Origin of the sequence: Methylobacterium hispanicum (assembly GCF_022179285.1) — a bacterium.
In the GTDB taxonomy this organism is placed as follows: Bacteria; Pseudomonadota; Alphaproteobacteria; order Rhizobiales; family Beijerinckiaceae; genus Methylobacterium; species Methylobacterium hispanicum.
This window is the reverse complement of sequence record NZ_BPQO01000009.1, coordinates 102,434-128,523: the sequence shown is the minus strand read 5'-3', so window position 1 is coordinate 128,523 and position 26,090 is coordinate 102,434. Positions and strand designations below refer to the sequence as shown.

The 26,090-nt window shown below is 72.2% G+C and carries 23 protein-coding genes; 12 read left to right on the top strand and 11 right to left on the bottom strand.

Annotated features, from left to right (window positions below):
- Nucleotides 1–33 precede the first annotated feature (33 nt).
- Together MFF56_RS12720 and MFF56_RS12715 are read right to left on the bottom strand one after the other, a co-directional pair.
- Complete coding sequence (locus MFF56_RS12720) at nt 34–978, bottom strand: D-2-hydroxyacid dehydrogenase (protein WP_066927608.1); 945 nt, start codon at nt 976–978, stop codon at nt 34–36.
- 175 nt (nt 979–1,153) lie between these two features.
- Complete coding sequence (locus tag MFF56_RS12715; RefSeq protein WP_066927610.1) at nt 1,154–2,362, bottom strand: aminotransferase class V-fold PLP-dependent enzyme; 1,209 nt, start codon at nt 2,360–2,362, stop codon at nt 1,154–1,156.
- A 686-nt stretch (nt 2,363–3,048) separates the two neighbouring features.
- On the opposite strand from MFF56_RS12715, the gene MFF56_RS12710 reads away from it, so the two are divergent.
- From MFF56_RS12710 to MFF56_RS12695, 4 genes are all read left to right on the top strand, one after another.
- Entirely contained in the window at nt 3,049–3,891 is an 843-nt protein-coding gene (locus MFF56_RS12710) for a UDP-2,3-diacylglucosamine diphosphatase (RefSeq protein ID WP_238230080.1), read from the top strand.
- A complete protein-coding gene (locus MFF56_RS12705) occupies nt 3,888–4,958 on the top strand; it encodes a glycosyltransferase family 4 protein (RefSeq protein ID WP_238230079.1) in 1,071 nt (356 codons plus the stop codon). Before MFF56_RS12710 ends, MFF56_RS12705 begins: the two co-directional genes overlap by 4 nt.
- Nucleotides 4,959–5,375: 417 nt before the next feature.
- Complete coding sequence (gene rnhB / locus MFF56_RS12700; protein ID WP_066923782.1) at nt 5,376–5,972, top strand: ribonuclease HII; 597 nt, start codon at nt 5,376–5,378, stop codon at nt 5,970–5,972.
- Between the two features lie 206 nt (nt 5,973–6,178).
- Nucleotides 6,179–6,700: a hypothetical protein gene (locus MFF56_RS12695; RefSeq protein WP_066923779.1), complete on the top strand. Its 522-nt coding sequence runs from the start codon at nt 6,179–6,181 to the stop codon at nt 6,698–6,700.
- Between the two features lie 7 nt (nt 6,701–6,707).
- Here MFF56_RS12695 and moaB read toward each other — a convergent pair whose 3' ends face one another.
- The 4 genes from moaB to MFF56_RS12675 form a co-directional block, all read right to left on the bottom strand.
- A complete protein-coding gene (gene moaB / locus MFF56_RS12690; RefSeq protein WP_066923778.1) occupies nt 6,708–7,259 on the bottom strand; it encodes a molybdenum cofactor biosynthesis protein B in 552 nt (183 codons plus the stop codon).
- A gap of 62 nt (nt 7,260–7,321) precedes the next feature.
- The gene (locus MFF56_RS12685) at nt 7,322–7,537 is read right to left on the bottom strand and encodes a hypothetical protein (protein ID WP_066923777.1); all 216 of its coding nucleotides are present in this window, start codon (nt 7,535–7,537) and stop codon (nt 7,322–7,324) included.
- Between the two features lie 192 nt (nt 7,538–7,729).
- Nucleotides 7,730–8,947 (bottom strand): LL-diaminopimelate aminotransferase, encoded by a 1,218-nt coding sequence (locus tag MFF56_RS12680; RefSeq protein WP_066923785.1) that lies wholly within the window; start codon nt 8,945–8,947, stop codon nt 7,730–7,732.
- A 157-nt stretch (nt 8,948–9,104) separates the two neighbouring features.
- Nucleotides 9,105–9,458, bottom strand: coding sequence for a hypothetical protein (locus MFF56_RS12675; RefSeq protein WP_066923773.1), 354 nt, complete (start codon nt 9,456–9,458; stop codon nt 9,105–9,107).
- A 149-nt stretch (nt 9,459–9,607) separates the two neighbouring features.
- Here MFF56_RS12675 and MFF56_RS12670 point away from each other — a divergent pair, with 149 nt between their 5' ends.
- Nucleotides 9,608–11,395: a PHA/PHB synthase family protein gene (locus MFF56_RS12670; RefSeq protein ID WP_066923770.1), complete on the top strand. Its 1,788-nt coding sequence runs from the start codon at nt 9,608–9,610 to the stop codon at nt 11,393–11,395.
- A 162-nt stretch (nt 11,396–11,557) separates the two neighbouring features.
- On the opposite strand, the gene MFF56_RS12665 is transcribed toward MFF56_RS12670, so the two are convergent.
- Nucleotides 11,558–12,883, bottom strand: coding sequence for an OmpP1/FadL family transporter (locus MFF56_RS12665; RefSeq protein ID WP_066923768.1), 1,326 nt, complete (start codon nt 12,881–12,883; stop codon nt 11,558–11,560).
- Between the two features lie 378 nt (nt 12,884–13,261).
- Between MFF56_RS12665 and MFF56_RS12660 the strand changes: the two genes are divergently transcribed.
- From MFF56_RS12660 to bioB, 3 genes are all read left to right on the top strand, one after another.
- The gene (locus tag MFF56_RS12660; RefSeq protein WP_066923766.1) at nt 13,262–14,146 is read left to right on the top strand and encodes a fumarylacetoacetate hydrolase family protein; all 885 of its coding nucleotides are present in this window, start codon (nt 13,262–13,264) and stop codon (nt 14,144–14,146) included.
- Between the two features lie 144 nt (nt 14,147–14,290).
- Entirely contained in the window at nt 14,291–15,370 is a 1,080-nt protein-coding gene (locus MFF56_RS12655) for a methyl-accepting chemotaxis protein (RefSeq protein WP_082773120.1), read from the top strand.
- Between the two features lie 61 nt (nt 15,371–15,431).
- Nucleotides 15,432–16,484: a biotin synthase BioB gene (bioB, locus tag MFF56_RS12650; RefSeq protein WP_238230078.1), complete on the top strand. Its 1,053-nt coding sequence runs from the start codon at nt 15,432–15,434 to the stop codon at nt 16,482–16,484.
- A gap of 139 nt (nt 16,485–16,623) precedes the next feature.
- Here the strand turns inward: bioB and MFF56_RS12645 are convergent, their stop codons facing one another.
- From MFF56_RS12645 to mnmA, 4 genes are all read right to left on the bottom strand, one after another.
- A complete protein-coding gene (locus MFF56_RS12645) occupies nt 16,624–18,078 on the bottom strand; it encodes a sensor histidine kinase (protein WP_066928180.1) in 1,455 nt (484 codons plus the stop codon).
- A 186-nt stretch (nt 18,079–18,264) separates the two neighbouring features.
- Complete coding sequence (locus tag MFF56_RS12640; protein WP_238230096.1) at nt 18,265–19,008, bottom strand: TVP38/TMEM64 family protein; 744 nt, start codon at nt 19,006–19,008, stop codon at nt 18,265–18,267.
- Between the two features lie 65 nt (nt 19,009–19,073).
- The gene (locus MFF56_RS12635) at nt 19,074–19,727 is read right to left on the bottom strand and encodes a methyltransferase domain-containing protein (protein WP_066928175.1); all 654 of its coding nucleotides are present in this window, start codon (nt 19,725–19,727) and stop codon (nt 19,074–19,076) included.
- 71 nt (nt 19,728–19,798) lie between these two features.
- A complete protein-coding gene (gene mnmA / locus MFF56_RS12630; RefSeq protein ID WP_066928174.1) occupies nt 19,799–20,950 on the bottom strand; it encodes a tRNA 2-thiouridine(34) synthase MnmA in 1,152 nt (383 codons plus the stop codon).
- A gap of 283 nt (nt 20,951–21,233) precedes the next feature.
- On the opposite strand from mnmA, the gene MFF56_RS12625 reads away from it, so the two are divergent.
- The 4 genes from MFF56_RS12625 to fliF all read left to right on the top strand — a co-directional run bounded on the left by MFF56_RS12625 (nt 21,234) and on the right by fliF (nt 26,060).
- Entirely contained in the window at nt 21,234–22,916 is a 1,683-nt protein-coding gene (locus MFF56_RS12625; RefSeq protein WP_066928172.1) for a flagellar hook-length control protein FliK, read from the top strand.
- 199 nt (nt 22,917–23,115) lie between these two features.
- Nucleotides 23,116–23,799, top strand: coding sequence for a flagellar hook assembly protein FlgD (locus MFF56_RS12620; protein WP_066928170.1), 684 nt, complete (start codon nt 23,116–23,118; stop codon nt 23,797–23,799).
- Between the two features lie 171 nt (nt 23,800–23,970).
- Nucleotides 23,971–24,246: a CtrA inhibitor SciP gene (gene sciP, locus MFF56_RS12615; RefSeq protein WP_066928168.1), complete on the top strand. Its 276-nt coding sequence runs from the start codon at nt 23,971–23,973 to the stop codon at nt 24,244–24,246.
- Between the two features lie 194 nt (nt 24,247–24,440).
- Nucleotides 24,441–26,060, top strand: a complete 1,620-nt coding sequence (gene fliF, locus MFF56_RS12610) for a flagellar basal-body MS-ring/collar protein FliF (protein WP_066928166.1) — start codon at nt 24,441–24,443, stop codon at nt 26,058–26,060.
- The last annotated feature ends 30 nt before the right edge of the window (nt 26,061–26,090 follow it).

Genomic DNA, 26,090 nt, shown 5'->3' with positions numbered 1-26,090 from the left:
CCTCTCCCTATGGGAGAGGGCGCGCGTCGCGGTTCAGCCCTCGACCACGTTCTGCGGCTTGCCGGCCACGAAGGCCTCGACGTTGTCGACGAGCTGGTCGGCGAGGATCTGCATCGCCTCCTTGCTGGCCCAGGCGACGTGCGGCGTGACGATGAGGTTCGGCAGGTCCGCCTCGCACAGGATGTTGCCGTCCTTCGGGGGCTCCTGCGCCACCACGTCGAAGCCCGCGCCCGCGATGGTGCCGTTCTTGAGGGCCGCGAGCAAAGCCGCCTCGTCCACCAGCCCGCCGCGGGCCGTGTTGATGAGGATGGCGCTCTTCTTCATCTTGGCGAGCTGCTCGGCCCCGATCAGGTTGCGGGTGTCGGGCGTCAGCGGCACGTGCAGGGTGATCACGTCGGACTGGGTGAGGATGGTCTCGAAATCGACCAGCCCCTCCTGCGGGAAGACGTCGTAGGCGAGGACCTTCATGCCCAGCGCCTCGGCGCGCTTAGCGATCGACTTGCCGAGCGCCCCGTAGCCGACGATGCCGAGCGTCGAGCCGGCGATGTCGTAGATCGGGTAGTCGAAGTAGCAGAACTGGGTGGACTTGGCCCAGTCGCCCCGGCGCACGGAGTTGGCGTACGGCACGATGGCGCGGCGCAGCGCGAACATCAGCCCGACCACGTGCTCGGGCACGGTGTTGAAGGCGTAGTTGCGGATGTTGACGACCGTGACCCCTTGCGCCTTCGCGGCCGCCTTGTCGACCACGTCCGTGCCGGTGGCCGCGACCGCGATCAGCTTGAGGTCCGGCAGCTGCTTCAGCGTCTCGGCGCGCATCGGCACCTTGTTGATCAGCGCGATCTCGGCGCCCTTCAGGCGCTCCACGGTATCCTCGGGCGACCAGGTCGACTCGTACTCCACGTACTCGTGCGGGAAGTTGAATTCCCGAACCTTGGCGTCGAGGGATTCGCGGTCGAGGAACACGATCTTCTTCGTCATGGAACCCTCTCTCGGCAGCGGACGCGTCCTCCGGGCCCCGGTTGATCCGGGTGCCTCGGCCGGTCCTGCGCGGGCGCGCGCACCGGTCTTCTTCCTTGGACCCGCCGGCCTCCTCAAGCCCGCGGGTCGGGCCGCGGGGCGTTGTCCCCGCGGCCTTTCTCCGATCCGTGCCGGATCAGTTCTTGTTGAGCGGGTTCTCGCGCAGGTAGTTCGCGGCCGCCGCCACGCCCGAGCCCGGGGTCACCTTGAGCCCGCAATCGTTCATCGCCATCTCGGCGCCCGCGATGGCGCCCAAGAGCGAGAGCTCGTTCAGGTCACCCACGTGGCCGATGCGGAAGACCTTGCCGGCGACCTGGGAGAGGCCGGCGCCGAGGGCGAGGTTGTAGCGCACGAAGGCGTGCTTGATGATCTGGGCCGCGTCCACGCCCTCCGGTACCACGATCGCCGTGACGGTGTCGGAGTTCCACTTCGGGTCCTTGGCGCAGGTCTTCAGGCCCCAGGCCGCGACCGCCTGGCGGGTGGCCTCGCCGAGCACGTGGTGGCGGTGGTAGACGTTCTCCAGCCCCTCCTCGAACAGGCAGGCCAGCGCCTCGCGCAGGCCGTAGAGCAGCGGCAGCGACGGGGTGTAGGGGAAGTAGCCGGCCGGGTTCTGCTTCCGGTGGTCCTCCCAGGCGAAGTAGACGTGCGCGAGCCGGTCGTTGCGGCCGGCGGCGCCCTCCGAGACCTTCAGCGCCTTCGGGCTGACGCAGATCACGCCGAGGCCGGCAGGCAGCATCAGGCCCTTCTGCGAGCCGGCGATGGCGCAATCGACCTTCCACTCGTCCATACGGAAGGGGAGCGAGCCGATCGAGGACACGCCGTCCACGAAGAGCAGCGCCGGGTGGCCGGCCGCGTCGATGGCCTTGCGCACCGCGCCGATGTCGCTGGTGACGCCCGTGGCGGTCTCGTTGTGGACCACCATCACGGCCTTGATCTCGTGGTTGGTGTCGGCGCGCAGCGCCTCCTCGATCTTCTGCGGGTCGGCGCCTGTGCCCCAGGCCTCCTCCTGCACGACGACGTCGAGCCCGATGCGCTGGGCCATGTCGATCCAGAGGTGGCTGAACTGGCCGAAGCGCGCGGTCAGCACCTTGTCGCCGCGGCAGAGCGTGTTGGTCAGCGCCGATTCCCAGATGCCGGTGCCGGAGGCCGGGAACAGGAAGATGGTGCCGTCGGTCGAGCCGTAGACCTTCTTGGTGTCCTCGAAGAGGGGCTTGGTCAGCGCCGGGAAATCGACCGAGCGGTGGTCCTCGGAGGGCACCAGCATCGCGCGCTGGACCCGGTCCGGGATGTTGGTCGGGCCCGGCACGAAGAGGTGATTGCGACCGGGACGTCGGGTTGCCGCCATGATGTTTCCTCCAATTGCTTGAATTGATGCGCTGCCGGCTTCGCGGCCGGCGTCGTCGGGTCGTGCACGGACCGGGCGGGACGTGGGAAGTGTGCCGGGCGGCGCGTGCGGTGTCCCCGGTCGCCCGGGTGAGCCCGCCGCTGGTTCGGATCGTCGGTCACGCGGAGCGGCGTGGCGGCCTCGCGCCGCTCGCGTCGCGGCATGCTGCGCATGCCGGTCGCCTCCGTTGTACCGCGCTCATCCTGCGCCGGCCGGGTCGCGCTTTCAAGCGCTCTGCCGCGTCATCGACACCTTCCTCCCGGTCGCCCCGACACTTCGAGGCGGGTCCGCGCCGCCACTGGGCCGGGAATGATTATGGACGGTCAAGTCACGGAAAGAAAACCGGAAAAACTTCTCCGGACTGGAAAAAAAATTTGCCCTGGTCGACGAGGGCGGAACCCGTGATTGACTGTTTTGTGCTGCATCGCAGCATGGGCGGCGCAGCAATCGACCTTGTCTCTGCTGTGCGCCGCCGATCCATGGCCCTGCCTCCCGTCTCGCGGGACGGTCGGCGCGGCGCCGCGCGGGTCGAGCCCGCTTCCGGCCAGCCGTGCGCCCCCGGACCGGCCTGCGTCATCAAACTGAGATCGGATTCCGGTTTGGCTCCGGCTCGCCAGAGCAGGAGGCGCGGGATGCGGGATGCGCGCGTGAGCGAGGAGCCTGAGACGGTGCGCGTCCGGACGCTGTTCCTGTCCGACACGCATCTGGGCACGAAGGGCTGCCAGGCCGGGCTTCTGCTCGACTTCCTCAAGGACTACGACGCCGACGTGATCTACCTCGTCGGCGACATCGTGGACGGCTGGCAGCTGCGCTTGGGCTGGTACTGGCCGCAAGGCCACAACGACGTGGTGCAGAAGCTTCTGCGCAAGGTCCGCAAGGGCGCCCGCATCGTCTACGTGCCGGGCAACCACGACGAGTTCCTGCGCGACTACATCGGCACCACCTTCGGCGGCATCGAGATCGCCGAGAGCCGGATCCACGAGGCCGCGGACGGGCGGCGCTACCTCGTCATCCACGGCGACCAGTTCGACATGGTGGTGCGCCACGCCCGCTGGCTCGCGCATCTGGGCGACGGGGCCTACACCTTCGCGCTCTGGGTCAATACGGGCCTGAACCGGGTCCGCCGCCGGCTCGGGCTGGCCTACTGGTCGCTCTCGGCCTGGGCCAAGCTGAAGGTGAAGAACGCCGTCAACTTCATCGGCCAGTTCGAGCAGTTCCTCGCCGACGAGGCCCGGCGCCAGGGCGCCGACGGGGTGATCTGCGGCCATATCCACCACGCGGCCAACCGCGAGATCGACGGCCTGCGCTACCTCAACACCGGCGACTGGGTGGAATCCTGCACGGCGATCGTCGAGCACTACGACGGCCGCATGGAGGTGCTGCACTATCCGAGCCTCCTGCGGGCCCGCGCGTCGGCGGCTGCGGAGGCGGCGGAGGCCGAGCCGCCCGCCGAGGCACCGGACCTGCCCGGGCGGCGGGCCGTCGCGTGAGGCGGCTCCTCATCGCCACCGACGCGTGGCATCCGCAGGTGAACGGCGTGGTGCGCTCGCTCCAGCACATGGTCGCGGCGGGGCCGGGCCTCGGCTTCGACACGGTGCTGCTGACCCACCGGGATTTCCGCTCGCTGCCCCTGCCGGGCTATCCCGAGATCCGGCTCGCCCACGCCACCCGCCGCAAGGTCGCGGCGCGCTGGGACGGGCTCGCGCCGACGCATGTCCACGTCGCCACCGAGGGGACGGTGGGCTACGCCACCCGGCGGCACTGCCTCGCGCGCGGGCGGCCCTTCACCACGAGCTACCACACGCGCTTTCCCGAATACCTCGCGGCCCGCCTGCCGGTGCCCGAGGCCTGGAGCTACGCGTGGCTGCGCCGCTTCCACGGCGCGGCCTGCGGCACGATGGTGAGCACGCCCTCGCTGGAGCGGGAACTCGCCGGGCGGGGCTTCTCCAACCTGATGCGCTGGACCCGCGGCGTCGACACCGAGCTGTTCCGGCCGGCCGAACCGGGCGAGGCCCCGCCCGCCGAACTCGCCGACCTGCCCCGCCCGCTCTTCCTGTTCGTCGGCCGGCTCGCGGTGGAGAAGAACGTCGAGGCCTTCCTGCGCCTCGACTTGCCGGGGAGCCGCGTCGTGGTCGGCGACGGGCCGGACCGGGCGCGGCTCGAGGCGCTGGGCACGGGCGCGCGCTTCCTCGGCACGCGCACGGGCGCCGCCCTGGCGCGGATCTACGCCGGCGCCGACGTCTTCGTCTTCCCGAGCCTCACCGACACCTTCGGCATCGTGCTGCTCGAGGCGCTGGCCTGCGGCACGCCGGTCGCGGCCTTCCCGGTCACCGGCCCGCTCGACGTGATCGGCGGCACGCGAGGAGGCATCCTCGACCCGGACCTGCGCGCGGCCGCGCTCGCCGCGCTCGCCGTCCCGCGGGAGGCCGCTCGCGCGGAGGCGCTGCGCCACACCTGGGCCGAGAGCGCGCGGCAGTTCTTCGGCAACATCGCGAGCGCCCACGCGCAGGAGGAGGCGCCCGCACCCGGCGCCGCGCCGGTGCTCGGGCTGGGATGAGAGCGGCAATCTCCCCCGCAGAAGCTACGCTATGTCTCATCTCGGGGAGAGATCCCCGCGCATCCCCTTCCCCGGTCGAGGATAGGACAATCACATATGGCGCGCCCCCTGCTCTGGACCGCGCCTGAACCGCGCCATGCCCCCTCTCCCGTGCGGGAGAGGGTTGGGGTGAGGGATGAGAACTCTACGGATGACGCGAGCGGCTGCCGCGGGAACGCTGCGGCTTCCCCGTAGGGCTCCGGGCCCCTCACCCTGTCCCTCTCCCGCACGGGAGAGGGGACCCGCGCTCCATTCGTCTCAGGGCTCGCTCGGCATATGCGATTGCCCTGCCGCAAAGGAGGGAGAGCGCCGGACCGGCATTCCCGGCCCGCGCCGGATCGCATAGAACGGCCGCCCCGCCACGCCCGAGACCCCGCGATGCCCCCCTTCGACCCGGCCGAGGCCGCGCGCTACCCGGCCGCGATCGGCTGCGACGAGGTCGGGCGCGGCGCGCTCTGCGGCCCCGTGGTGGTCGCGGCGGTCTGGTTCGATCCCGCCGCCCTCCCCCCCGACCTGCTGGCGCGGCTCGACGACAGCAAGCGGGTGCCCGAAGCCCTGCGAACCGTGCTCACACCCCTGATCCGCGAGCACGGGCGCGTCGCGGTGGCGGCGGGCTCGCGGGCGCTGATCGACCGCCTGAACATCCGGGGCGCCACCCTCGACGCCATGCGCCGCGCCGTGCTGCGGCTCGGCCTCGACGCGCCCGTGCTGGTCGATGGGCGCGACACGGTGCCGGGCCTGCCCCTGCCCTGCCGGGCCGTCATCGGCGGCGACCGGCTCGTGCCGCAGATCGCCGCCGCCTCGATCGTCGCCAAGACCGTGCGGGACACGCTGATGCGCCGCCTCGCCCTGCGCCACCCGGATTACGGCTGGGAGCGCAATGTCGGCTACGGCACCGCCCTGCACCGCGCCGGCCTCGCGGCCCGCGGCCGGAGCCCGCATCACCGCCTCACCTTCACGCGCACCTTCGCCTGACGGTTCAGAACAGCGCGAGCTGCGTGCCCGGCACCGCGAAGGCCGTCGTGTCGAGCTTGAGGCTCTCCATCCTGTAGCCGGGCCCCGCCCAGGCGGCGCCTGTTTGTTGGGCAACGAGCCCCGCTTCAGTTCACCGTACAGGGATTGGCGGCGCGAGCCCTGCGGGAAGAGGGTTTCTTTGCTGCCGAAATCGGTTATCGGCGCGCATGCTTTCCGCGGTGACCTACATCGCCCGGCCCGACGGGCCCGACGCGATCGACCTGCTTGCCGATACCCTGAGCGCGCTCGTCGCCGGTGTGGCGGCCGGGCTCGTCGGCGACGCGGTGATCGTCGCCGGGGCGGCGCACGCGGGGGTGGCGACGGTGGCCGAGGCCACGGGGGCGACGCTCGTCGTGCGCGCGGGCCGCGCGAGCCCCTGGACGGCGGGCGCGGCCGTCGCGCGGCGCGACTGGGTGCTGTGCCTGGAGGCGGGCGACGTTCCGGCCGAGGGCTGGATCCGCACCCTCGACCGCTTCGTCGGCACGGCGCGTCCCGGAACGGCGCTGGCGCGCCTGCGCCGGCCCCATGCCGGCCTGCCCCTGCGGATGATCGCCCGCGGCGAGGGCGTGGTCGGCGCGGGCCGCGCGCGGGCCGGCGACCTCGTGCGCCGCGACCGGCTGCTCGCCGGTCCGGTCTTCGCGCCGCGCCTCAAGCCGCGGCGCCTGAGCGCCCGCATCGAGCGGGGCTGACCCACCCCTACGCGGAGGCGCCCCGCCGCAGGTGCTCGTCGAGCCGCGGCAGGATCTCCACGAAGTTGCAGGGCTTGTGCCGGTAATCGAGCTGCTGGGCCAGGATCCCGTCCCAGGCGTCGCGGCAGGCGCCGGGCGAGCCCGGCAGCGCGAAGATGAAGGTCGAGCGGGCGACGCCCGCGGTCGCCCGCGACTGCAGGGTCGAGGTGCCGATCTTGTCGTAGGAGATGCGGTGGAACACCGCCGAGAAGCCGTCCATGCGCTTCTCGAACAGCGGCTCGACCGCCTCCGGCGTGACGTCGCGGCCGGTGAAGCCGGTGCCGCCCGTCGTGATCACCACGTCGATGCCGGGATCGCGGATCCAGGCCTCGACGCGCGCGCGGATCGCCGGCACGTCGTCGGTGACGATTGCCCGGTCGGCGAGCCGGTGCCCCGCCTCGGTAAGCCGCTGGCTCAGGGTGTCGCCGGAGCGGTCGTCCGCGAGCCCGCGGGTGTCCGATACGGTGAGCACCGCGATGGCGAGGGGAATGAAGCTGCGTGCGTGCGTCTCGCTGGCCATGCTCGAATCCTGTCTCGCGCCGGCCCCTCATATGGGTCTCGGCCCCGGCGCGTCAGGCCCGCTCAGCCCTTGGCGCGCAGAACCGGCTCGGGCGCAACCGGGTCGCAGTTCGTCCGGAAGGTGTTGAGCGGCATCGGGCGCGAGTCGCACACGAAGGCGTCCTGCGGCCCGGGCGCGGGGATGGGATCGCGGGCGACGATCGGGTTCGGCGCGCAGGCCGCGACCGCCCCCAGCGCGAGGGCGGCGAGCAGTGCGGCGGGCAGGTTCAGGCGGCGCATGCACCCCTCGGACACGAAAAACTGAGGACCCCTCGGCGGACCCTCGCGCAGCGCGCCGCGCCGGACAAGCGCGGGGGCGCCCCGGAGCGCGGCTTTGCGGAGCCCTGTCGCCCGGCCGCCACACGGCCGGGTGCCCGGCCGCTTCACGCCCGGGTGCCGGGCCGCCGACAAGGCCGGGCGGCGTGGCGCGCCTCAGCCGGCCTTCTGCATCGGCACGACGTTGTGCAGCGTCTTGTCGGCGTTGTCGAAGAAGCGCCGGATGTTGCGCGCCGCCTGGCGGATGCGCTGCTCGTTCTCGACCAGGGCGATGCGGACGTAGTCGTCGCCGTACTCGCCGAAGCCGATGCCCGGCGCCACCGCGACGTCGGACTTCTCCAGCAGCAGCTTGGAGAATTCCAGGCTGCCGAGCCCGCGATACTTCTCGGGGATCGGCACCCAGGCGAACATGGAGGCGGCCGGGGCCGGGATCTTCCAGCCGGCCTTGCCGAAGGAATCGACCAGCGCGTCGCGGCGCTTCCTGTAGATCGCCCGCATCTCGTGGATGCAGTCGTCCGGCCCGTTGAGCGCGGCGCTCGCCGCCACCTGGATCGGCGTGAAGGCGCCGTAATCGAGGTAGGACTTCACCCGGGTGAGCGCGGCCAGCAGCCGCTCGTTGCCCACCGCGAAGCCCATGCGCCAGCCGGCCATCGAGTAGGTCTTCGAGAGCGAGGTGAACTCGACCGTGCAGTCGATCGCGCCCGGCACCTGCAGCACCGAGGGCGGCGGCTCGCCGTCGAAATAGACCTCCGCGTAGGCGAGATCGGAGAGCAGGATCAGCTCGTGCTTCTTCGCGAAGGCGACGAGGTCCTTGTAGAAGTCGAGCCCCGCCACGTAGGCGGTCGGGTTCGAGGGATAGCAGACCACGAGCGCGACGGGCTTCGGGATCGAGTGCTGCACCGCCTTCTCGAGGGCCGGGAACATCGCGGGGGTCGGCTCGGCCGGGACCGAGCGGATGACGCCGCCCGCCATCAGGAAGCCGAAGGCGTGGATCGGGTAGCTCGGGTTCGGCACCAGCACCACGTCGCCGGGCGCCGTGATGGCCTGCGCCATGTTGGCGAAGCCCTCCTTGGAGCCGAGCGTGGCCACCACCTGCGTGTCGGGGTTCAGCGAGACGCCGAAGCGGCGCTGGTAGTAGTTCGCCTGGGCCCGGCGCAGGCCCGCGATGCCCTTCGAGGCCGAGTAGCGGTCGGTGCGCGGGCGCCCGGCCGTCTCGCAGAGCTTGGCGATGACGTGCTTCGGCGCGTCGAGGTCCGGGTTGCCCATGCCGAGATCGATGATGTCGGCGCCGTTGGCGCGGGCGGCGGCCTTGATCCGGTTCACCTGCTCGAAGACGTAGGGGGGCAGGCGCTTGATGCGGTGAAAGTCGGTCATGGCGGTGTCCATCGCGCACGGTCCCGGGTCTGGCGTTTCGAGATCTGGCGTTTCGAGGGTTGCCGGGGATGCGAACGGCCTTCCTAACACGGAAGGTCCCGGTTCGCCGACCCCGAAAAGGCGGCTGTGACGCGGCTGTGACGCGGCTCTGCCGCCGCTACTGCGCGGCGGGCGCCGCCGCCGGGTTGACGGACTTGCCGGCGCTCTCGGCGGCCCGGCCGCGGGCGAGGTTGCGGCTGCGGGCGCCCTCCAGCTCGGCCTCCAGCGCCTTCTGGCCCTCGCTCGACTTCGCCCGCACGGGCCGCGGCGGGGCCGAGACGCCGACCGGCAGGAAGTCGGCGTTCTCCCGGCGCGTGCCGGTCACGAAGGCGGGCGCGTCGGGGCCCTTCGGCGCCGTGCCGCCGATGCCGAGGCTGCGCAGGCCCCCGACATCGCCCGAGCAGCCGCCCGCCGCCAGGGCGAGGGCGAGGGGGGCGAGGCGGAGGGGCGACAACGTGCGGGGCGAGAACATGCTGGAGATGTAGCGGCCGCGGCTCGATCGGTCTGGCGAAATCTCCGGGTCGCGCCTTAATTTGTCGGAAACGAGGCCCCGCCCGATGCGTCGGGACAATGGGTCGGCCCGTCTCCCGCGAGACGGCGACAACAGGGAGTGACGCACGCGTGACGAGCCCCCACACGCCGCCGCCGCAGGTGCCCGATTTCGAGGCGCTGACGCGCAATGCCGGCCAGTTCGTCGAGACGATGGGCCGCAACGTCTCGCAGTTCCTCAAGCCCGCGGAGGCGGGCGCGGGCGGTTCGGACGAGTTGAAGGAGATGAGCCGGGCGCTGGGCAGCGTCGCCGAGCACTGGCTCTCCGACCCGCAGAAGAGCATCGAGGCGCAGACGAAGCTCGGCGAGGCCTTCGTGACGCTCTGGGGTTCCACCCTGGTCCGTCTCCAGGGCAACCCCGCCCCGCCGGTCGCGTCCCCGGAACCGAAGGACCCGCGCTTCGCCCACGCGGACTGGACGCAGAACCCCTATTTCGACTTCATCAAGCAGGCCTACCTCATCCTCGTGCGCTGGGCCGAGGATCTGGTGGACCAGGCCGAGGGGCTCGACGAGACGACGCGCCACAAGGCGCAGTTCTACCTGCGCCAGGTGACCAGCGCGCTCTCGCCCTCGAACTTCGTGCTGACGAACCCTGAGCTGATCCGGCAGACCTTCGCGGAGAACGGCGCCAACCTCGTGCGCGGCCTGCAGATGCTGCAGGAGGACATCGAGGCGGGCCGGGGCGAGCTCCGGGTGCGCCAGTCGGACCAGGCGAGCTTCGAGGTCGGCCGCAACGTCGCGGTCAGCCCCGGCGCGGTGGTGTTCCGCAACGATCTGATCGAGCTGATCCAGTACGCGCCCACGACCGAGACGGTCTTGCGGCGACCGTTCCTGATCGTGCCGCCGTGGATCAACAAGTTCTACATCCTCGACCTCAACCCGCAGAAGAGCTTCATCAAGTGGATGGTCGACCAGGGGCTGACCGTCTTCTGCATCTCCTGGGTCAACCCGGACGCGCGGCACGCGGACAAGGATTTCGAGAGCTACATGCGCGAGGGGATCGAGGCGGCGATCGACGCGATCGGCGCCGCGACCGGCGAGCGCGAGGTGGCGGCCGCGGGCTACTGCGTCGGCGGCACCCTGCTCGGCGTCACGCTGGCCTACCAGGCCGCCACCGGCAACACCCGGATCAAGAGCGCGACGCTGCTGACCACCCAGGTCGACTTCACGCATGCGGGCGATCTCAAGGTCTTCGCCGACGAGGCGCAGATCCGGCAGGTCGAGGCCCGCATGGCCGAGCGCGGCTATCTCGACGGCGCCCGCATGGCCAACGCCTTCAACATGCTCCGGCCCAACGACCTGATCTGGTCCTACGTCGTCAACAACTACGTCAAGGGCAAGCCGCCGGCCGCCTTCGACCTCTTGTACTGGAACTCCGACGCCACCCGGATGCCGGCGGCCAACCACGCCTTCTACCTGCGCAACTGCTACCTGGAGAACGCGCTCGCCAAGGGCAAGATGGTGCTGGGCAACGTGCGGCTGGATCTGGCCAAGGTGAAGGTCCCGGTCTTCAACCTCGCGACCCGCGAGGACCACATCGCCCCGGCGCTCTCGGTCTTCGAGGGCTCGTCGAAGTTCGGCGGCCCGGTCGATTACGTGCTGGCCGGCTCCGGCCATATCGCGGGCGTGGTGAACCCGCCGTCGAAGCCCAAATACGGCTTCTGGACCGGCGGGAAGGCGCAGGGCCGGCTGGAGGACTGGATCGCGGCGGCGACGGAGCACAAGGGCTCGTGGTGGCCCTACTGGTTCTCGTGGCTGGAGGCCCAGGCCCCCGAGCGCGTCCCGGCCCGTATCCCCGGGGAAGGCGCCCTCCCCTCCCTCGGACCGGCGCCCGGCACCTACGTGCGGATCAAGTCCTGAGGGTCATGGTTTCGAAAGGTCGAGACCTTTCGCGGGTGCAGGGCAGAGCCCTGCAGTCGAAAGCCCTGCCCGGCAGAGCCGGGCAGGGATTTCGAACCCGGGGCGCCGCCCCGGGACCCCGCCCAAGGGCCGAGGCCCTTGGGGATCCCGGGACCTCTGGCCTCAGTACTTGCGCACCAGCGGCGCGGGGGCGACCGGGCGGGCCGGCTCGCCGAACACGTAGCGGAAGCCCACCGATACGATGTCGGCGCTGGCGTCCGTGTAGCCCGCGAAGGCGATGTTGCCGACGTTGTAGTCGCGGCCCGGCCCGGAGAGGATCCGGTTGCGGTCGAGGAAGAAGTGCGAGTACGCGACGTTCAGCGTCAGCTTCTCGTTCCAGCGGTAGCTCGCGCCGATCGAGGCGATGTAGCGGTCGCCGTCCGGCAGGCGCGCCGAGCGGTTGGCGAACACGATCGGCGAGAGCTCGTAGGCGAAGCCGCCGCGGAGCGTGAAGTTCGGCGACCAGTCGTACTCGGCACCGATCGAGTAGGTGTAGCCGTCCTTGTAGTCGAGCGGCAGGTTGCTCACCGGCACGCCCAGCGTGCGCGAGACGATGCCGATGTTGCCGAGCCGGCTCCAGTTGTCCCACTCGAAGCCGAGGTTGACGCGGGTGACCGGGTTGATCGCCTGGGTCAGGCCGACGCTGAGCTTCTCGGGCGTGTTGAGGTTGGCCGTGACCTGTCCGGCCGTGCGGGCGAGCGCCACCAGCGGCACGCCGATCGAGCCCTCGATGTCGTGGTGCACCGAGGAGCGGTAGCCGACGCCCAGCACCGTGCCGGCCCAGGGCGTGATCGTGGCGCCCGCCGTGAAGCCGACGCCCCAGGAATCGCCCTTCAGGAAGGCGCTCGGATAGACCGCGGGCGACAGGCCCGGGATCGGCAGGGCCTGCCGCAGCGTCAGGCGGAAATACTCGATGTTCGGGCCGGCCGCGACCGAGAGCCACTCGTTGACCTTGAAGCCGATGACCGGGTTGAAGGCCAGCGAGAAGATCCGGCTCGAGCGGGCGTAGACCTCGCCGGCCCAGACCTGGTTCGGCTTGGTCACGAGGCCGAAGGGCGCGCCCGTCTGCAGGCCGATCCAGAGGCGGTCGTTGAGCTGGTAGGAGGTGGCGCCCGAAGGCACCACGGCGCCCTGCCCGATCTCGCCCGAGCCGCCGAGCGGCAGGAAGCCCGGGTTGGTGCCGAACGTCGGGGTGATCTCGGCCGACAGGTTGATGAAGGTGAGGTTCTGCTCGGTGACCCAGCCGGGCCGCATGGTGATGACGGCCGGGTTCCAGAACATCGAGGAGACGCCGCCCGAGCCCGAGGCCGCGCCCGCGAAGGACAGGCCCTGCGCCTGCGTGCTCTGCTCGCGGATGCCGAAGGCGCCGGCCCGCGCCTCGTGCGCGCCCGCCCAAAGACCCGTTGCTGCGACGCCCGCCAGCGCGAGAGCCCGACCCCTGCCCGTCATGGTACGATTCCCTAGAGCGTTCTTCGACGGTGCTGGATTCCCGATTCTTCGCGGGCTGGCACCTTGGACAGCACGATGATGTGTGGCGCGCTTATTTGCAAGTCGTGCCTTCTAAAGATCATCCATGTATATTTTCTCGACAGGATGCCGGATATCTGTTGTATCGCGTCTCCTGCACTGTATCGCGACGCAGAGGTAAAATAGTTCATATGTGAACCTTGCCGGATGGTGGCCGGCGCGGTTCGGCGTTGGCGGACCTCCGTGACATCCTTGCAACATGCGGCGGAGGGGCGGGCGCGTTTCGCGGCGGAGTCCTGCTTGCCTGCTGCGCGGGCCGCCCCAAGTCCCGTCCCGGGCACAACGTCCGGGAGCGACGCGATGAAGCTGATCCGACACGGCGCGCAGGGTGACGAGAAGCCGGGCCTCGTCGATCGCGACGGCGGCTATCGCGATCTCTCGGCGATCGTGCGCGACATCGCCGGGCCGGCGCTCGCCCGGGAAGCGCTCGACCGGCTGCGGATGATCGACCCCGAGAGCCTGCCACTCCTGCCGAAGGAAACCCGGCTCGGTCCCTGCGTCGGCGGCACCCGCAACTTCGTCGCCGTCGGCCTGAACTTCGCCGACCACGCCGCGGAGACCGGCGCGCCGATCCCGTCCGAGCCGATCCTCTTCAACAAGGCGCCCTCCTGCATCTCCGGCCCGAACGATCCGGTGATCATCCCGAAATCCTCGGCCAAGACCGACTGGGAGGTGGAGCTCGCCGTGGTGATCGGCGCGCGGGCGAGCTACGTCCACGCCAACGAGGCGCTCGACTACGTGGCGGGCCTCTGCATCTGCAACGACGTCTCCGAGCGCGAGTGGCAGATGGAGCGCGGCGGCACCTGGGCGAAGGGCAAGGGCTGCCCGACCTTCGGGCCTATCGGCCCCTGGCTCGTCACGCTCGACGAGATCCCGGACCTCAAGGCGCTCGGCATGAGCCTCGACGTCTCGGGGCGGCGCATGCAGACCGGCTCGACCGCGACGATGATCTTCGACGTGCCCCAGCTCGTCGCCTACACCTCGCACTTCATGATGCTGGAACCCGGCGACATCATCACCACCGGCACGCCGCCGGGCGTCGGGCTCGGCATGAAGCCGCCGCGCTACCTGAAGCCCGGCGACGAGATGGTGCTGCGCATCGACCGACTCGGCGAGCAGCGCCAGACCGTCGTGGCCTTCGACGACTGGACCGCGAAGGTCTCCTCCGGCGAGCCGACGGACTGATCGGTCGCGCGCTTCATTCCCGATTGCAGATGCCGAAATCTGCAATCGGGGGTGGATAATCCGGTCTGTTCTGTCCTGCCGACCGAATTAACGGTCTTTTACCGCTTTCGGAGGATGTTCTGCGGGCTCCAGAACGGACACGTCATGGCACAGCCCGTCCTCCACCCGATGTCCGCCGCGTCCGATGCCGCAACGCCGCCGACGCTGGAGGCGATCGTCCGCCTCGCCGCCGAGGTGCGGCAGCTCTCGCAGGACAAGACGGGCCGGATCCGCCAGATCACCGGCCATGCCCGGATCCTGGCGCTGAACGCCCTAATCGAAGCGGCGCGCGCGGGCGAGCACGGGCGGGGCTTCTCGGTGGTGGCGCAGGAGGTGCGGGCCATCGGCGCCGAGGTCGAGGGCCTTGCCCGCGAGTTGGAGACGCATCTCGACGGCCGGATCGCCGCGCTGCAGGAGGCGGTCGGGGCGATGGCCGGGCGCGCGCAGGAGGAGCGCCTCGTCGATCTCGCGCTGAACGCCGTCGAGCTGATCGACCGCAACCTCTACGAGCGCACCTGCGACGTGCGCTGGTGGGCGACCGACTCGGCGATCGTGGATTGCGCGGCCAACCCCTCGCCCGACGCCGCGGCCTACGCCTCCGCGCGCCTCGGCGTGATCCTCTCGGCCTACACGGTCTATCTCGACCTCTGGCTCTGCGACCCCGCGGGGCGGATCCTGGCGACCGGACGCCCCGACCGCTATCCGGGCCTTGCCGGACGCAGCGTCGCGGGCGAGCCCTGGTTCCGGGACGCGCTCGCCCTGCCGAGCGGGGACGATTACGGCTGCGCCGACATCCGGCGGGAGCCGCATCTCGGCAACGCGCAGGTGGCGACCTACGCGGCCGGCGTGCGGGCGGCCGGGCAGGTGCGCGGTCCGCTGGCGGGCGTGCTCGCCATCCATTTCGACTGGGAGCCCCAGGCCCGCGCCATCGTCGAGGGCGTCCGGGTCGCGCCCGCCGACCGGGAGCGCACCCGGGTCCTGCTGGTCGATGCGCGCCGCCGCGTGCTGGCCGCCTCGGACGGGCGCGGGATCCTCAGCGAGACCGTGGCGGCCAATCCCCTCGGCGGCCGCAGCGGCGTCGTGCGCGAGGCGGGCGGCCGGGTCACCGCCTATCACCGCACGCCGGGCTACGAGACCTATCGGGGGCTCGGCTGGTACGGGATGATCGAGCAGGCCCCCGCCTGAGCCCTTTGGGCAAGGTGCGCGAGGCTTGACGTCCGGCGGCCGATCCCGCTCAAAGGCAGGCATGAGCGAGACGCTATCTCCCCGTTCCCCCGAGACACCCGCGGCGCCGTCCGGGCCCGGCGCGATCGGCCACGCGATCCGCCACGACTGGAGCGTGGCCGAGATCCGGGCGATCCACGACCTGCCGCTGCTCGACCTCGTGCACCGGGCCGCCCTCGTGCACCGGCAGCACAACGATCCGGCCGACATCCAGCGCGCCGCGCTCCTCTCGATCAAGACCGGGGGGTGCCCGGAGGATTGCGCCTACTGCCCGCAATCGGCCCACCACACGGGCGAGGGCAAGAGCGGGCTCGTGCCGCGCGAGCGGCTGATGCCGGTCGAGAGCGTGCTGCGCGAGGCCGCCGCCGCCAAGGCCAACGGCGCCCACCGCTTCTGCATGGGCGCGGCCTGGCGCCAGCCGAAGGACGGGCCGGAATTCGACGCGGTGCTGGCCATGGTGCGGGGCGTGCGCGGGCTCGGCATGGAGGCCTGCGTCACGCTCGGCATGCTCACGCCCGCCCAGGCGGAGCGTCTCGCGGAGGCCGGGCTGACCTCCTACAACCACAACCTCGACACGGGTCCCGACTTCTACGGCGACATCATCTCGACCCGCACCTACGAGGACCGGCTGAGGACGCTGGAGAACGTGCGGGCGGCCGGGATCGGCGTCTGCTGCGGCGGCATCGTCGGCATGGGCGAGGGCGTCACCGACCGCGCCCAGATGCTGCAGGTGCTGGCCAACCACGCGCCCCATCCCGAGAGCGTGCCGATCAACGCGCTGGTGGCCGTCGCGGGCACGCCGCTGGAGGACCGGCCGCCGATCGATCCGCTCGACCTCGTGCGGATGTGCGCGACCGCCCGCATCGTGATGCCGCGCGCCCGGGTGCGCCTTAGCGCCGGCCGCAAGAGCCTGACCCGCGAGGCCCAGATCCTCTGCTTTCTGGCCGGGGCCAACTCGATCTTCTACGGCGAGCGCCTGCTCACCACCGCCAACAACGAGACCGACGACGACGCCGCGCTCCTGCGCGACATCGGCATCGTGGTCCGCGAGCCGGTCCTGGCCGCCGCCGAGTAGGGCCAGGGTCCCGGGATCCCCAAGGGCCTGACGCCCTTTCGGCGCCTAAAGGCGCTGCAGGCGGGGGCCGGGGCGCGCAGCCCTGCACCCGCCAAAGGTCTCGACCTTTGGAATCCAAAACTCTCGGATTCTACGACCCTCAGGCCGCGGCCGGCAGCACGACCCGGAAGCAGGCGCCGCGCGTGCCCTCGTCGAGGGTGAGCGTGCCGCCGTTGAGGCGGATCAGCTCCGCGGCGACCGCGAGGCCGAGCCCGGTGCCGCCGGCCCGGGTCGAGCCCCGGAACGGCGCGAACAGGTGCGTGCGCGCGCGCTCCGGCAGGCCGGGCCCGTTGTCCGCGACCAGGATGGTCACGCCGCCGCCCGCCGCGCCGTCGCGGGAGGCCGTCACCCGCACCTCGGGCGCGGCGGTCCCGCCCCCCTCCAGCGCCTGCACGGCGTTGCGCACGAGGTTCGTCAGCGCGCGGGCGAGCTGCTCGGGATCGACGGTCGCGGCGAGGTCCGGCGGCGTCTCCACCCGGACGGCCACCGCCGTCCCGGCGGCCATGTCCGACAGGTCCTCCAGCTCCGCGAGCAGCGGCGCCAGGGCGACGCGGCGCGGGCTCGGGCTGGGCTCGCTGGCGCGGCCGTACGCGAGGGTCGCCTCGCAGAAGCGGATCGCCCGGTCGAGGGTCGCGAGCAGGCGCGGCGCCACGCGCTGCACGGTCGGGTCGGCCGCGCCCTCCAGGCGGTCTCCGAGGAGCTGCGCGCCGGTCAGCAGGTTGCGCAACTCGTGGTTGATCTTACTGACCGCGAGCCCCAGCTCGGCCAGCCGCTTCTTCTGGCGGAGCTGGTCGGCGAGGCCCTGCGCCATGCGGGCGAGCGCGGTCTCGGCCACCCCGATCTCGTCGGTGCGGCGCGAGGGCACGATGCCGCGCTCGGCGCCCTCCGGATCGTCCGCGAAGGCCGCGATGTTGCGGGCGAGCCGGCGCACGGGCCGCACGATCGCGACCTGCAGCACCACGAAGACCACCCCGGCCGCCGCCGCGGCGACGATCAGCGAGGACAGCAGCAGCCGCAGGGCGAAATCGACGATCGCACGCCGCAGCGGCGCCTCGTCGATCAGCACCTCGACGAGGTCGAAGCCGTCGCGCCCGTGCCCGACCACGCGGATGGGCGCGTCGGCGGGAGCAAAGATCGTGCGCCAGCCGCCGCGGATCGCCTCCCAGATCGAGGGATCGCGCAGATCGACGATGTCGGCCACGCGCTCCGGCACGGGATCGAGGGATAGCAGGCGCTGGGTCGTGTCGCCGCGCACGGCGATCACCCGGGCGCCCGCCCCGACCAGCAGGTGCCGGGCGAGGTCGTCGGGAACCGGCTGGCCCTGGCTGGCATCGAGCACCATGGCGGCGACCTGCGCGGCCGCGATCCGGTCGGAGAGCAGCGACAGGCGGTAGTTCGCCACCGCCGGCACGTAGATCAGAACCTCCGCCGCCGCCACGAAGGCGACGGTGATCAGGAAGAGTCGGGCCGAGAGGCCGAGGCGCAGGCCGCGCGATCGCGGGCCCGCGATCGCGCGCTCCGGCCGCGCCCCACACTCTTCCGTACGCACACGCATCGATGCCCCGGCAGGCGCCCGCGAACCCGCGCCCGCTGCCGTTTCCTACCCCGCGCGCTCACGCGCCGTCGAGAGGGTCGCCAGTGCACGCCCGTTTCCATCCCGAACTTATCAGTCGTTAACGCAGGCCCGGTGCTTAACCACCGGTTGTGCGTCGGCGTTGTACTTCGGGTGATCTTTTCCGGATCAGTCCGTTGCCTGACGTCGTGCGAGGAGGGGGCGCAGCAGGGCCGAGAGCAGCGCGAGGGCCGCGAGCGCGCCCAGCCCCAGCACCATCTTGGGGGTCACCAGCGCGCTCAGGGTGAGCGTCTCGTCGCAGCCGAGATCGGCGGCCGACCGGCACGCCGCCTTCGCGGCCTCGTGGGCCGCGACCACCTCGTCGATGCCCGCGCCCGTCGCCGCGTACACGAAGGCGCCGGGCAGGAGGCCCAGCAGGGTCGCGGCCGCGAAGGTCCGCAGCGGCACGCCGAAGGCGGCGGGGGCGAGGTTCGTCACCCAGAACGGGAAGAGCGGCAGCAGGCGCAGGAAGGCAATGTAGCCGAAGGCGTCCCGCCGGAAGCCCGCCGCGAGCGCGGCGAGGCGCGGGCCGGCCACGCGGTCGAGCAGGTCCGCGCCGGGCCCTCGACCGATCGAGAACACGATCGCCGCCCCCGTGGTGGCGGCGGCGACCGCCACCAGCGCGCCGGTGACGATCCCGAACAGGAAGCCGCAGACCATGGTCAGCATCAGGGTCGCGGGGACCGAGATCACCACCGCGCCGACATAGACGAGGTAGGCGGCCACCAGGGCGCGGACGTAGTCGGCGCTCACGAAGGCGTGCAGCCACGCCCGCGAGGCGAGCAAGGCGTCGAGGCTGAGGAGGCGCGCCGTGCCGGTGAGGAGGGCGGCCAGCGAGATCCCGACCAGGAGGGCGAGCGGCAGCCAGCGCAGCGCGAGGCGGCCGCGTCCGGGGCCGCCTCCCGGCCGGCTCTCCCCGCCCCGCTCCGCCCGCCCGCTCAAGCGGGCTTGCGCATGCGCAGGATCTTGAAGAACCCGCCCGGGAAGGTCGGGGCGACGCCGATGAACTCGACGCCGTTGCGCCGGGCCCAGGCCTCGACCCGGGTGGACTTGAAGTCCGAGGACCAGCCGATCTTGGTGCAGAGCGGGGCCACGATCTCCTCGACCCGCGCGACCGGCCCGTCGGTCTGGCCGAAATGGTTGGCGAGCACGATCTCGCCGCCGGGGCGCACCACGCGCAGGAACTCGGAGAGCGCGGCCTCCGGGTCCGGCACCAGGGTGATCAGGAACTGCGCCACGACCGCGTCGAAGCTCGCATCACTGTAGCCGAGATGGCAGACGTCCATCACCTGCAGGCCGCGCACGTGGGCGAGGCCGCGCCGCCGCACCTTCTGGCGGGCGCGCTTGAGCATGTCCTCGGAGAGGTCCACGCCGCAGACGAAGCTGCCGGTCGGGTAGTAGCCGAGCGAGAGCCCGGTGCCGACGCCGGCCTCGAGGATGCGGGGGCCGCAGGCGGCGGCCGCGCGCACGGCCGCCCGGGCGGCGGGCTCGGTCAGCTTGTCGTAGACCACGTCGTAGACCGGGGCCCAGCGGGCGTAGGCCTTGCGCATCAGGACCGTGCTCGGGCCCGTCACCTGCGGCTCGCTCAACATCGTGGCTGTCGTCCTGCGGTTCGTCGCGCTGGGAAAAACTCTGCCGGCCCGCCGTTCAGGCGGCTTGCCATTCAGGCGGCTTGGGCCGGGCGCGCCGACAACGCGTCGACGCGGGCGATGGTGCCGCCGCCGAGCACCCGCGCGCGCGGATCCTCGTCGGCGTAGATGACGCAGGCCTGCCCCGGCGAGACGCCGTCCTCGGGCGTGGCCAGCTCCACCGTCACGCCGCCGTCCCCGACGCCCAGCGTGGCGGGGCGCGGCTCGCGGGTCGAGCGCACCCGCACGGCGACCCGCAGGCCGTCCGCGGCCTCGAGCGGCTGCGAGCCCAGCCAGTTCACGTCGCCGAGCCGGACGCGGCTGGTGGCAAGTGCGCTGCGGGGGCCGACCACGACCCGGGCGCTGTCGGGTTCCAGCCGCACCACGTAGAGCGGCTCGCCCACCGCGAGCTTCAGGCCGCGGCGCTGGCCGACCGTGTAGTGGATGATGCCCTCGTGCCGGCCGAGCACGCGGCCCTCCAGATCGACCACCTCGCCGGGCCGGGCCGCGTCCGGGCGCAGCCGCGCGATCACGTCGCTGTAGCGGCCCTGCGGCACGAAGCAGATGTCCTGGCTGTCGGGCTTCTCCGCGATGGCGAGGCCGAGTTCGCGCGCCAGCGCCCGGGTCTCGTCCTTGGGCAGCTCGCCGAGGGGAAAGCGCAGGTAGGCGAGCTGCTCGGGCGTCGTCGCGTACAGGAAGTAGCTCTGGTCGCGGGCCGGATCGAGGGCGCGGTAGAGGCCGCGGCCCCCCTCCGGCAGCGGCCGGCTCGCCACGTAGTGGCCGGTGGCGAGCGCGTCCGCGTCGAGGTCGCGGGCGAGGCCGAGCAGGTCGCGGAACTTGATCGAGCGGTTGCATTCGACGCACGGGATCGGCGTCTCCCCCGCGAGGTAGCTCTCGGCGAACCGGTCGATCACCGCGTCGCGAAAGCGGTCCTCGTAGTCGAGCACGTAGTGCGGGATGCCCAGATGCGCGGCGGCCGCCCGGGCGTCGTGGATGTCCTGGCCGGCGCAGCAGGCGCCCCGGCGGTGGGTCGCCTGCCCGTGGTCGTAGAGCTGGAGCGTGACCCCGACCACGTCGTAGCCGTCGCGCTTCAGGAGGCCCGCGACCACGGAGGAATCGACGCCGCCGGACATGGCGACGACGACGCGCGTCTCGTGGGGGGCTTTGGGCAGGTCGAGGGAGTTCATGGCCGGATCCGGCGGCCCCGCGCAATCGGACAGGAATGGGGAATGGCCGCCCGCGGCACTCTATAGTGGCTGGCGGCGGCACTTTCCAGGGCGGCGGCCCGGGGCGGGCCGTGTGCGAGGAGGGTCCCGCCCGGCAAAAGCTGCCGCCCGCCCGGCAGCAACGGCCGTCGGGCCAGTCGCGGCCGCGCGGCGGCGATCCGGAAAACCACGATCCATCAGGTGCTTGAGGCGCCTGCTGCGGTGGCTCGCGCCTTGCTGGCTGAGCCGCGAGGAGCAGGGATCGATGGCGTTCGCAAGCACGGATCGGATGGATGGCGTCGCGGGTGGGTATTCCCGTCCGAGCGTGCGCGGCACCGCCTCGCGCGGCGCCGCGGAGGGGTTCGACCGGATCCTGAGCGCCGCCAGCGCGCGCGCGCCTCAGGCGGCGCGCACGGGCGACACCGATCGAAACACCACCGATCGGAGCATCACTGATCGGACGGGCGCCGAGCGGACCGGGGCGGACCGGACCGGCGGCACGCAGGCCCGCACCGCCGCGCGGACGGATGAGACGGCCCCTCCGTCCCGGCGGGACGCGGCCGCGCCGACCCGGACGGAAGCGCGCGACGATGCCGGACCCGACGCCGTGGCCGACGCCGCCCCGAGGACCCAGGCCGCCGACGCGCCCGCAGGCCCCGAGGGAGCGGCCGAGGCGGCGCGTGCGGCGGAGGCCGCCGAGCCCCGCCCGGCCGCGACGCATGCGCCGGCCGTCCCGCCGGAGGGGACGGCTGCCGCGAAGGGAGAGGCCTGCCCCGTCGGTCCGAACGGTCAGGCCGCCGCGGTGCAGCCCGTCCCGGTTCCGCAGACCGTCCCGGTTCCGCAGAACCCCGCGGAGGCGCAGGCGGCGCTGACCGGCGCCGTGCAGGTCCAGCCGAGTGCCGAGATCGCGAAGGCCGCCGCGGGGACCACCTCGGGGACCGCCGATGCGACCGAGGAGACGGACGGCGAGAGCGAGGAGGCCGCGGCCGAGCCGGCCGCCCCCCCCACGCTCCCGGCCTTTCTGGCGCTGCTCGCGGCCCCGCCGCCCAAGGCCCAGGCCGGGGCGGACGCGGCGGCGAGCCGGAGCGATGGCGTGCCCGGGACGACGGCGAAGGCCGGCCCCGCGGCCGCCGCCGCCGCGGGGCCGGCGGGTGCCGCCGCGGCGTTCGCCCCGGTGCCGGGACAGGTTCCGGAGGGCGCCCAGGCGTCCGGGGACGCGGCCGCCCGCGCAGCCGAGGCCCTGGCTGCGGAGGCCCGCAAGGTCCGGGGTGCCGAGGAGGGCACGAAGGAGAGCGCGGTGCCGACCGAGGCCGGTACCGCGAAGGAGTCCGGCGCCAAGCCCGACCTCGTCGCGGCGCTCGGCGCGGCCGTGCCCCAGCCCGCCCCCACGGGGCCCGGCCAGGGGCCGGCCCAGGCGATCGCGCCCGGCATCGGCCAGACCGACCCGGCCCACGCGGCGGCCCACGCGGCGGCGCACGCGGCGGCCCATGCCGCCGAGACCGCCTCCGCCGCCGTCCCCACGACGGCGCCGGTCCAGATCGGGCAGGTTCCGATGACGATCGGCCTGCGGGCGCTGGCCGGATCGAGCCAGTTCGAGATCCGGCTCGATCCCCTCGACCTCGGGCGCATCGACGTGAAGCTGGAGATCGACAAGGAGCGCGGCACCGTGATGACGCACATGGTGGTCGAGCGGATCGAGACCCTGGCGATGCTCCAGCGCGACGCGGGCAGCCTGCAGCAGGCCCTGTCGCAGGCCGGGCTGGACGCCCAGGAGGGCGGCATCAACCTGTCGCTGCGCGGCGACGGGTCCGAGGGTCGCGCGGGCGATCAGTCCGGCGGTCAGGACGGCCGTGCGCCGCGGGGAGCCTGGTTGCCGGAGGCGGAGCGCGTCGCCGAGGCGCCGCTGCGGATGCTCCACGGCCTCGGCGGCCTCGACATCCGGATCTAGCGCGATGCGGACCCCCGAGCTCCGGAACCTCGCGGCGGGACGGGCGCTTGCGCCCCGCTCCGCATCCGCCGTGTCAGGGACACGGCCCCGCCCGAGGGGCCGCACGACGATCGGGCCGCAAGGCCCCGCGAGATAACGATTTCGCTCCCCCGCGGATCGCCCGCTCGGGCGCCGCAGGACACCGGCAGGAGACACCAGAATGGCATCGGGCATCACGGGCGCGGCCAGCGCCGCGGCCACGACCTCCAAGGCCGGCTCGGGCACGAGCGCGCAGGAGATCGCGGGCAACTTCACCCAGTTCCTGACGCTGCTGACCACGCAGCTCAAGAACCAGAACCCGCTCGACCCGATGGACACCAACCAGTTCACGCAGCAGCTGGTGCAGTTCGCGGGCGTCGAGCAGCAGCTCAAGGCCAACGACCGGCTCGACAGCATCCTGGCGAGCAGCAAGGCGGCGAGCACCGCCTCGGCCACGAGCTATATCGGCCAGACCATCGAGTCGACCGGCACGACCGCCGACCTCAAGGACGGCGCGGCCACCTGGACGCTGAACGCCGCCCGCGCCGCGCCCCGGGCGAAGGTCACGATCCTCGACGCCAAGGGCAACACGGTGGGCCAGCAGGACCTGTCGTTGAATGCGGGCTCGCAGGCCTTCACCTGGAACGGCAAGAACGCGGCCGGGATCTCGCAGCCGGCCGGCACCTACACGATCAAGATCGGGGCCACGGACGCGACCGGCACGACGGTGAAGGTCGAGACCGGCGTGAGCGGCAAGGTCGACGAGGTCGATCTCTCGGGCAGCGAGCCGGTCCTCGTCGTCGGCAACAACCGGGTGCCGCTGTCGAGCGTGACCAGCGTCGGGTTGTCCACAACGTCGGGCTGACGGCGCGGGCGCCGGAAAGCGCGCGTCCCCAACGGGCTAGCCCCGATGCGCCGCGCCGGGCGGCGATTCTTGTCCCAGGCGAATCAAATCCGAACGGCCCGCTTCAACATCTCTTAAGCGGGCACAAGTAGCTTCAGTCTCGACAAGGTCAGTCGAGTTGTAGAGCGTATCATGACCGAACCGAACCGCCCGAGGGTCAAGTATGTGATCGGGCCCGATGGCAGCCCCCTGACCATCGCCGATCTGCCACCGCCCTCGACCCGCCGCTGGGTGATCCGCCGCAAGGCCGAGGTCGTCGCGGCGGTGCGCGGCGGGCTTCTCAGCCTGGAGGAGGCGTGCAAGCGCTACACCCTCACCACCGAGGAATTCCTGAGCTGGCAGTTCTCCATCGACCAGCACGGGCTCGCCGGCCTGCGCACGACGCGCATCCAGCACTACCGCCACTGAACGGCGGCCGGGCGTCTCGCGACGGCCGGGCCGACGACCCACCGAAGCCGCGTTCCCGGAAGGGGCGCGGCTTCGTGCGTTCCGGGCGAGCGCGGCGGCATTAACCACCTGCTAACCACGAACCCGGCAAATCTTGCCGGGCGGCCCGGCGAGCGGGCGCGCCACGGGTTGTTCCTTGCGGGTGCGTCGCGGTCGTGAAGCCGGTCCTCGAACTGATCCAGAAGCTCGGACCGGCCCGGCTCGCCGCCATGGGCGCGGTGACGCTGACGCTGATCGGCTTCTTCGCCTTCCTCATCATGCGGGTCTCGCGGCCCGACATGGGCGTCCTCTTCGCCGACCTCTCGATGCAGGACTCGGCCGCGGTGGTGCGCGACCTCGACGCCCGCGGCATCCGCTACGAGGCGAAGGGAGACGCCGGCCAGACCATCATGGCGCCGCGCGCCGACCTCGCGCGGCTGCGCATGGACCTCGCCGGCAAGGGCCTGCCGGCGCAACCCGGCGTCGGCTACGAGATCTTCGACAAGGGCGACGCCTTCTCGTCCACCAACTTCGTGCAGAACGTGAACCACCTGCGGGCGCTGGAGGGCGAGCTCGCCCGCTCGATCCGCTCGATCGGCCGCGTCCAGGCGGCGCGCGTCCACCTCGTCCTGCCGGAGCGGCGCCTGTTCGAGCGCGACCGCGAGGCGCCGTCGGCCGCGATCGTCCTCAAGCTGATGGGCGACCTCGATCCCGGACAGGTCCGGGCGGTGCGCCACCTCGCGGCCTCGGCGGTCGAGGGGCTGAAGCCCGAGCGGGTCTCGATCGTGGACGAGCGCGGGCGGCTGCTGGCCGACGGGGCGCGCGGCGGCGAGGCCGAGCCGGGCGCCGCCTTCGAGGAGCGCCAGGTCGCGCTGGAGCGGCGCCTGCGCCGCCAGATCGAGGAGATCGTGGCGGGCATCGTCGGCCCGGACCGGGCGCGCGTGCAGGTCTCGGCCCAGCTCGACACCAACCGGATCGAGAGCCGCTCGGAGACCTTCGACCCCGAGAGCCGGGTGGTGCGCTCCAGCCAGACCCGCACCGAATCCTCGCTCACCGGCAGCCCGGACGGGCAGGTCACGGTGGGCAACGAGCTGCCGGGCGCCAACCAGCAGGACAAGCCGGCGGCCCAGAAGGATTCCACGAACAAGAACGAGGAGACCACGAACTACGAGATCTCCCGCGTCACCAAGACCGAGGTCGTCGAGGGCGGGCGGATCAGGCGGCTCTCGGTTGCGGTGGCGGTCGATGGCGCCTACGCGCCGGGACCCGACGGCCGGCCCGTCTACGCCGCCCGCACCCCCGCGGAGATCGAGCGCATCGGCGCGCTGGTGCGCAGCGCGATCGGCTTCGACAAGGGGCGCGGCGACCAGATCGAGGTGGTGAACCTGCGCTTCGCGGAAGGCCCCGCCGTGCCGGACTTCGCCGAGCCCGGCCTGATCCAGTCGCTGCTTCCGTCCACCAAGGAGGACGTGATGCGCCTCACGGAACTCGGCGTGCTGGCGCTGCTGACCCTGGTGGTCTTGCTCGCGGTGGTGCGCCCGCTGCTGCGCCGGGTGCTCGCCGGGGACGAGCCGCCCGAGGCGGCCGCGCTCGCCGGGCCGGAGGGCGCCGCCGTGGCGGTGGCGGGCGGCGCCACCCTGGCGCTCGCGGCCGACAGCCCGGCCGCGCAGCTGATGGAGTTCGCCAAGATCAACGGCCAGATCCAGGCCGAGACGGTGCAGCGGGTGGTCGACATGGTCCGGCAGAGCCCGGGCGAGACCGCCGAGGTGCTGCGCAACTGGATCCACGAAACCTGATCCGGACCTGATCGGGACCGGATCGAGAGA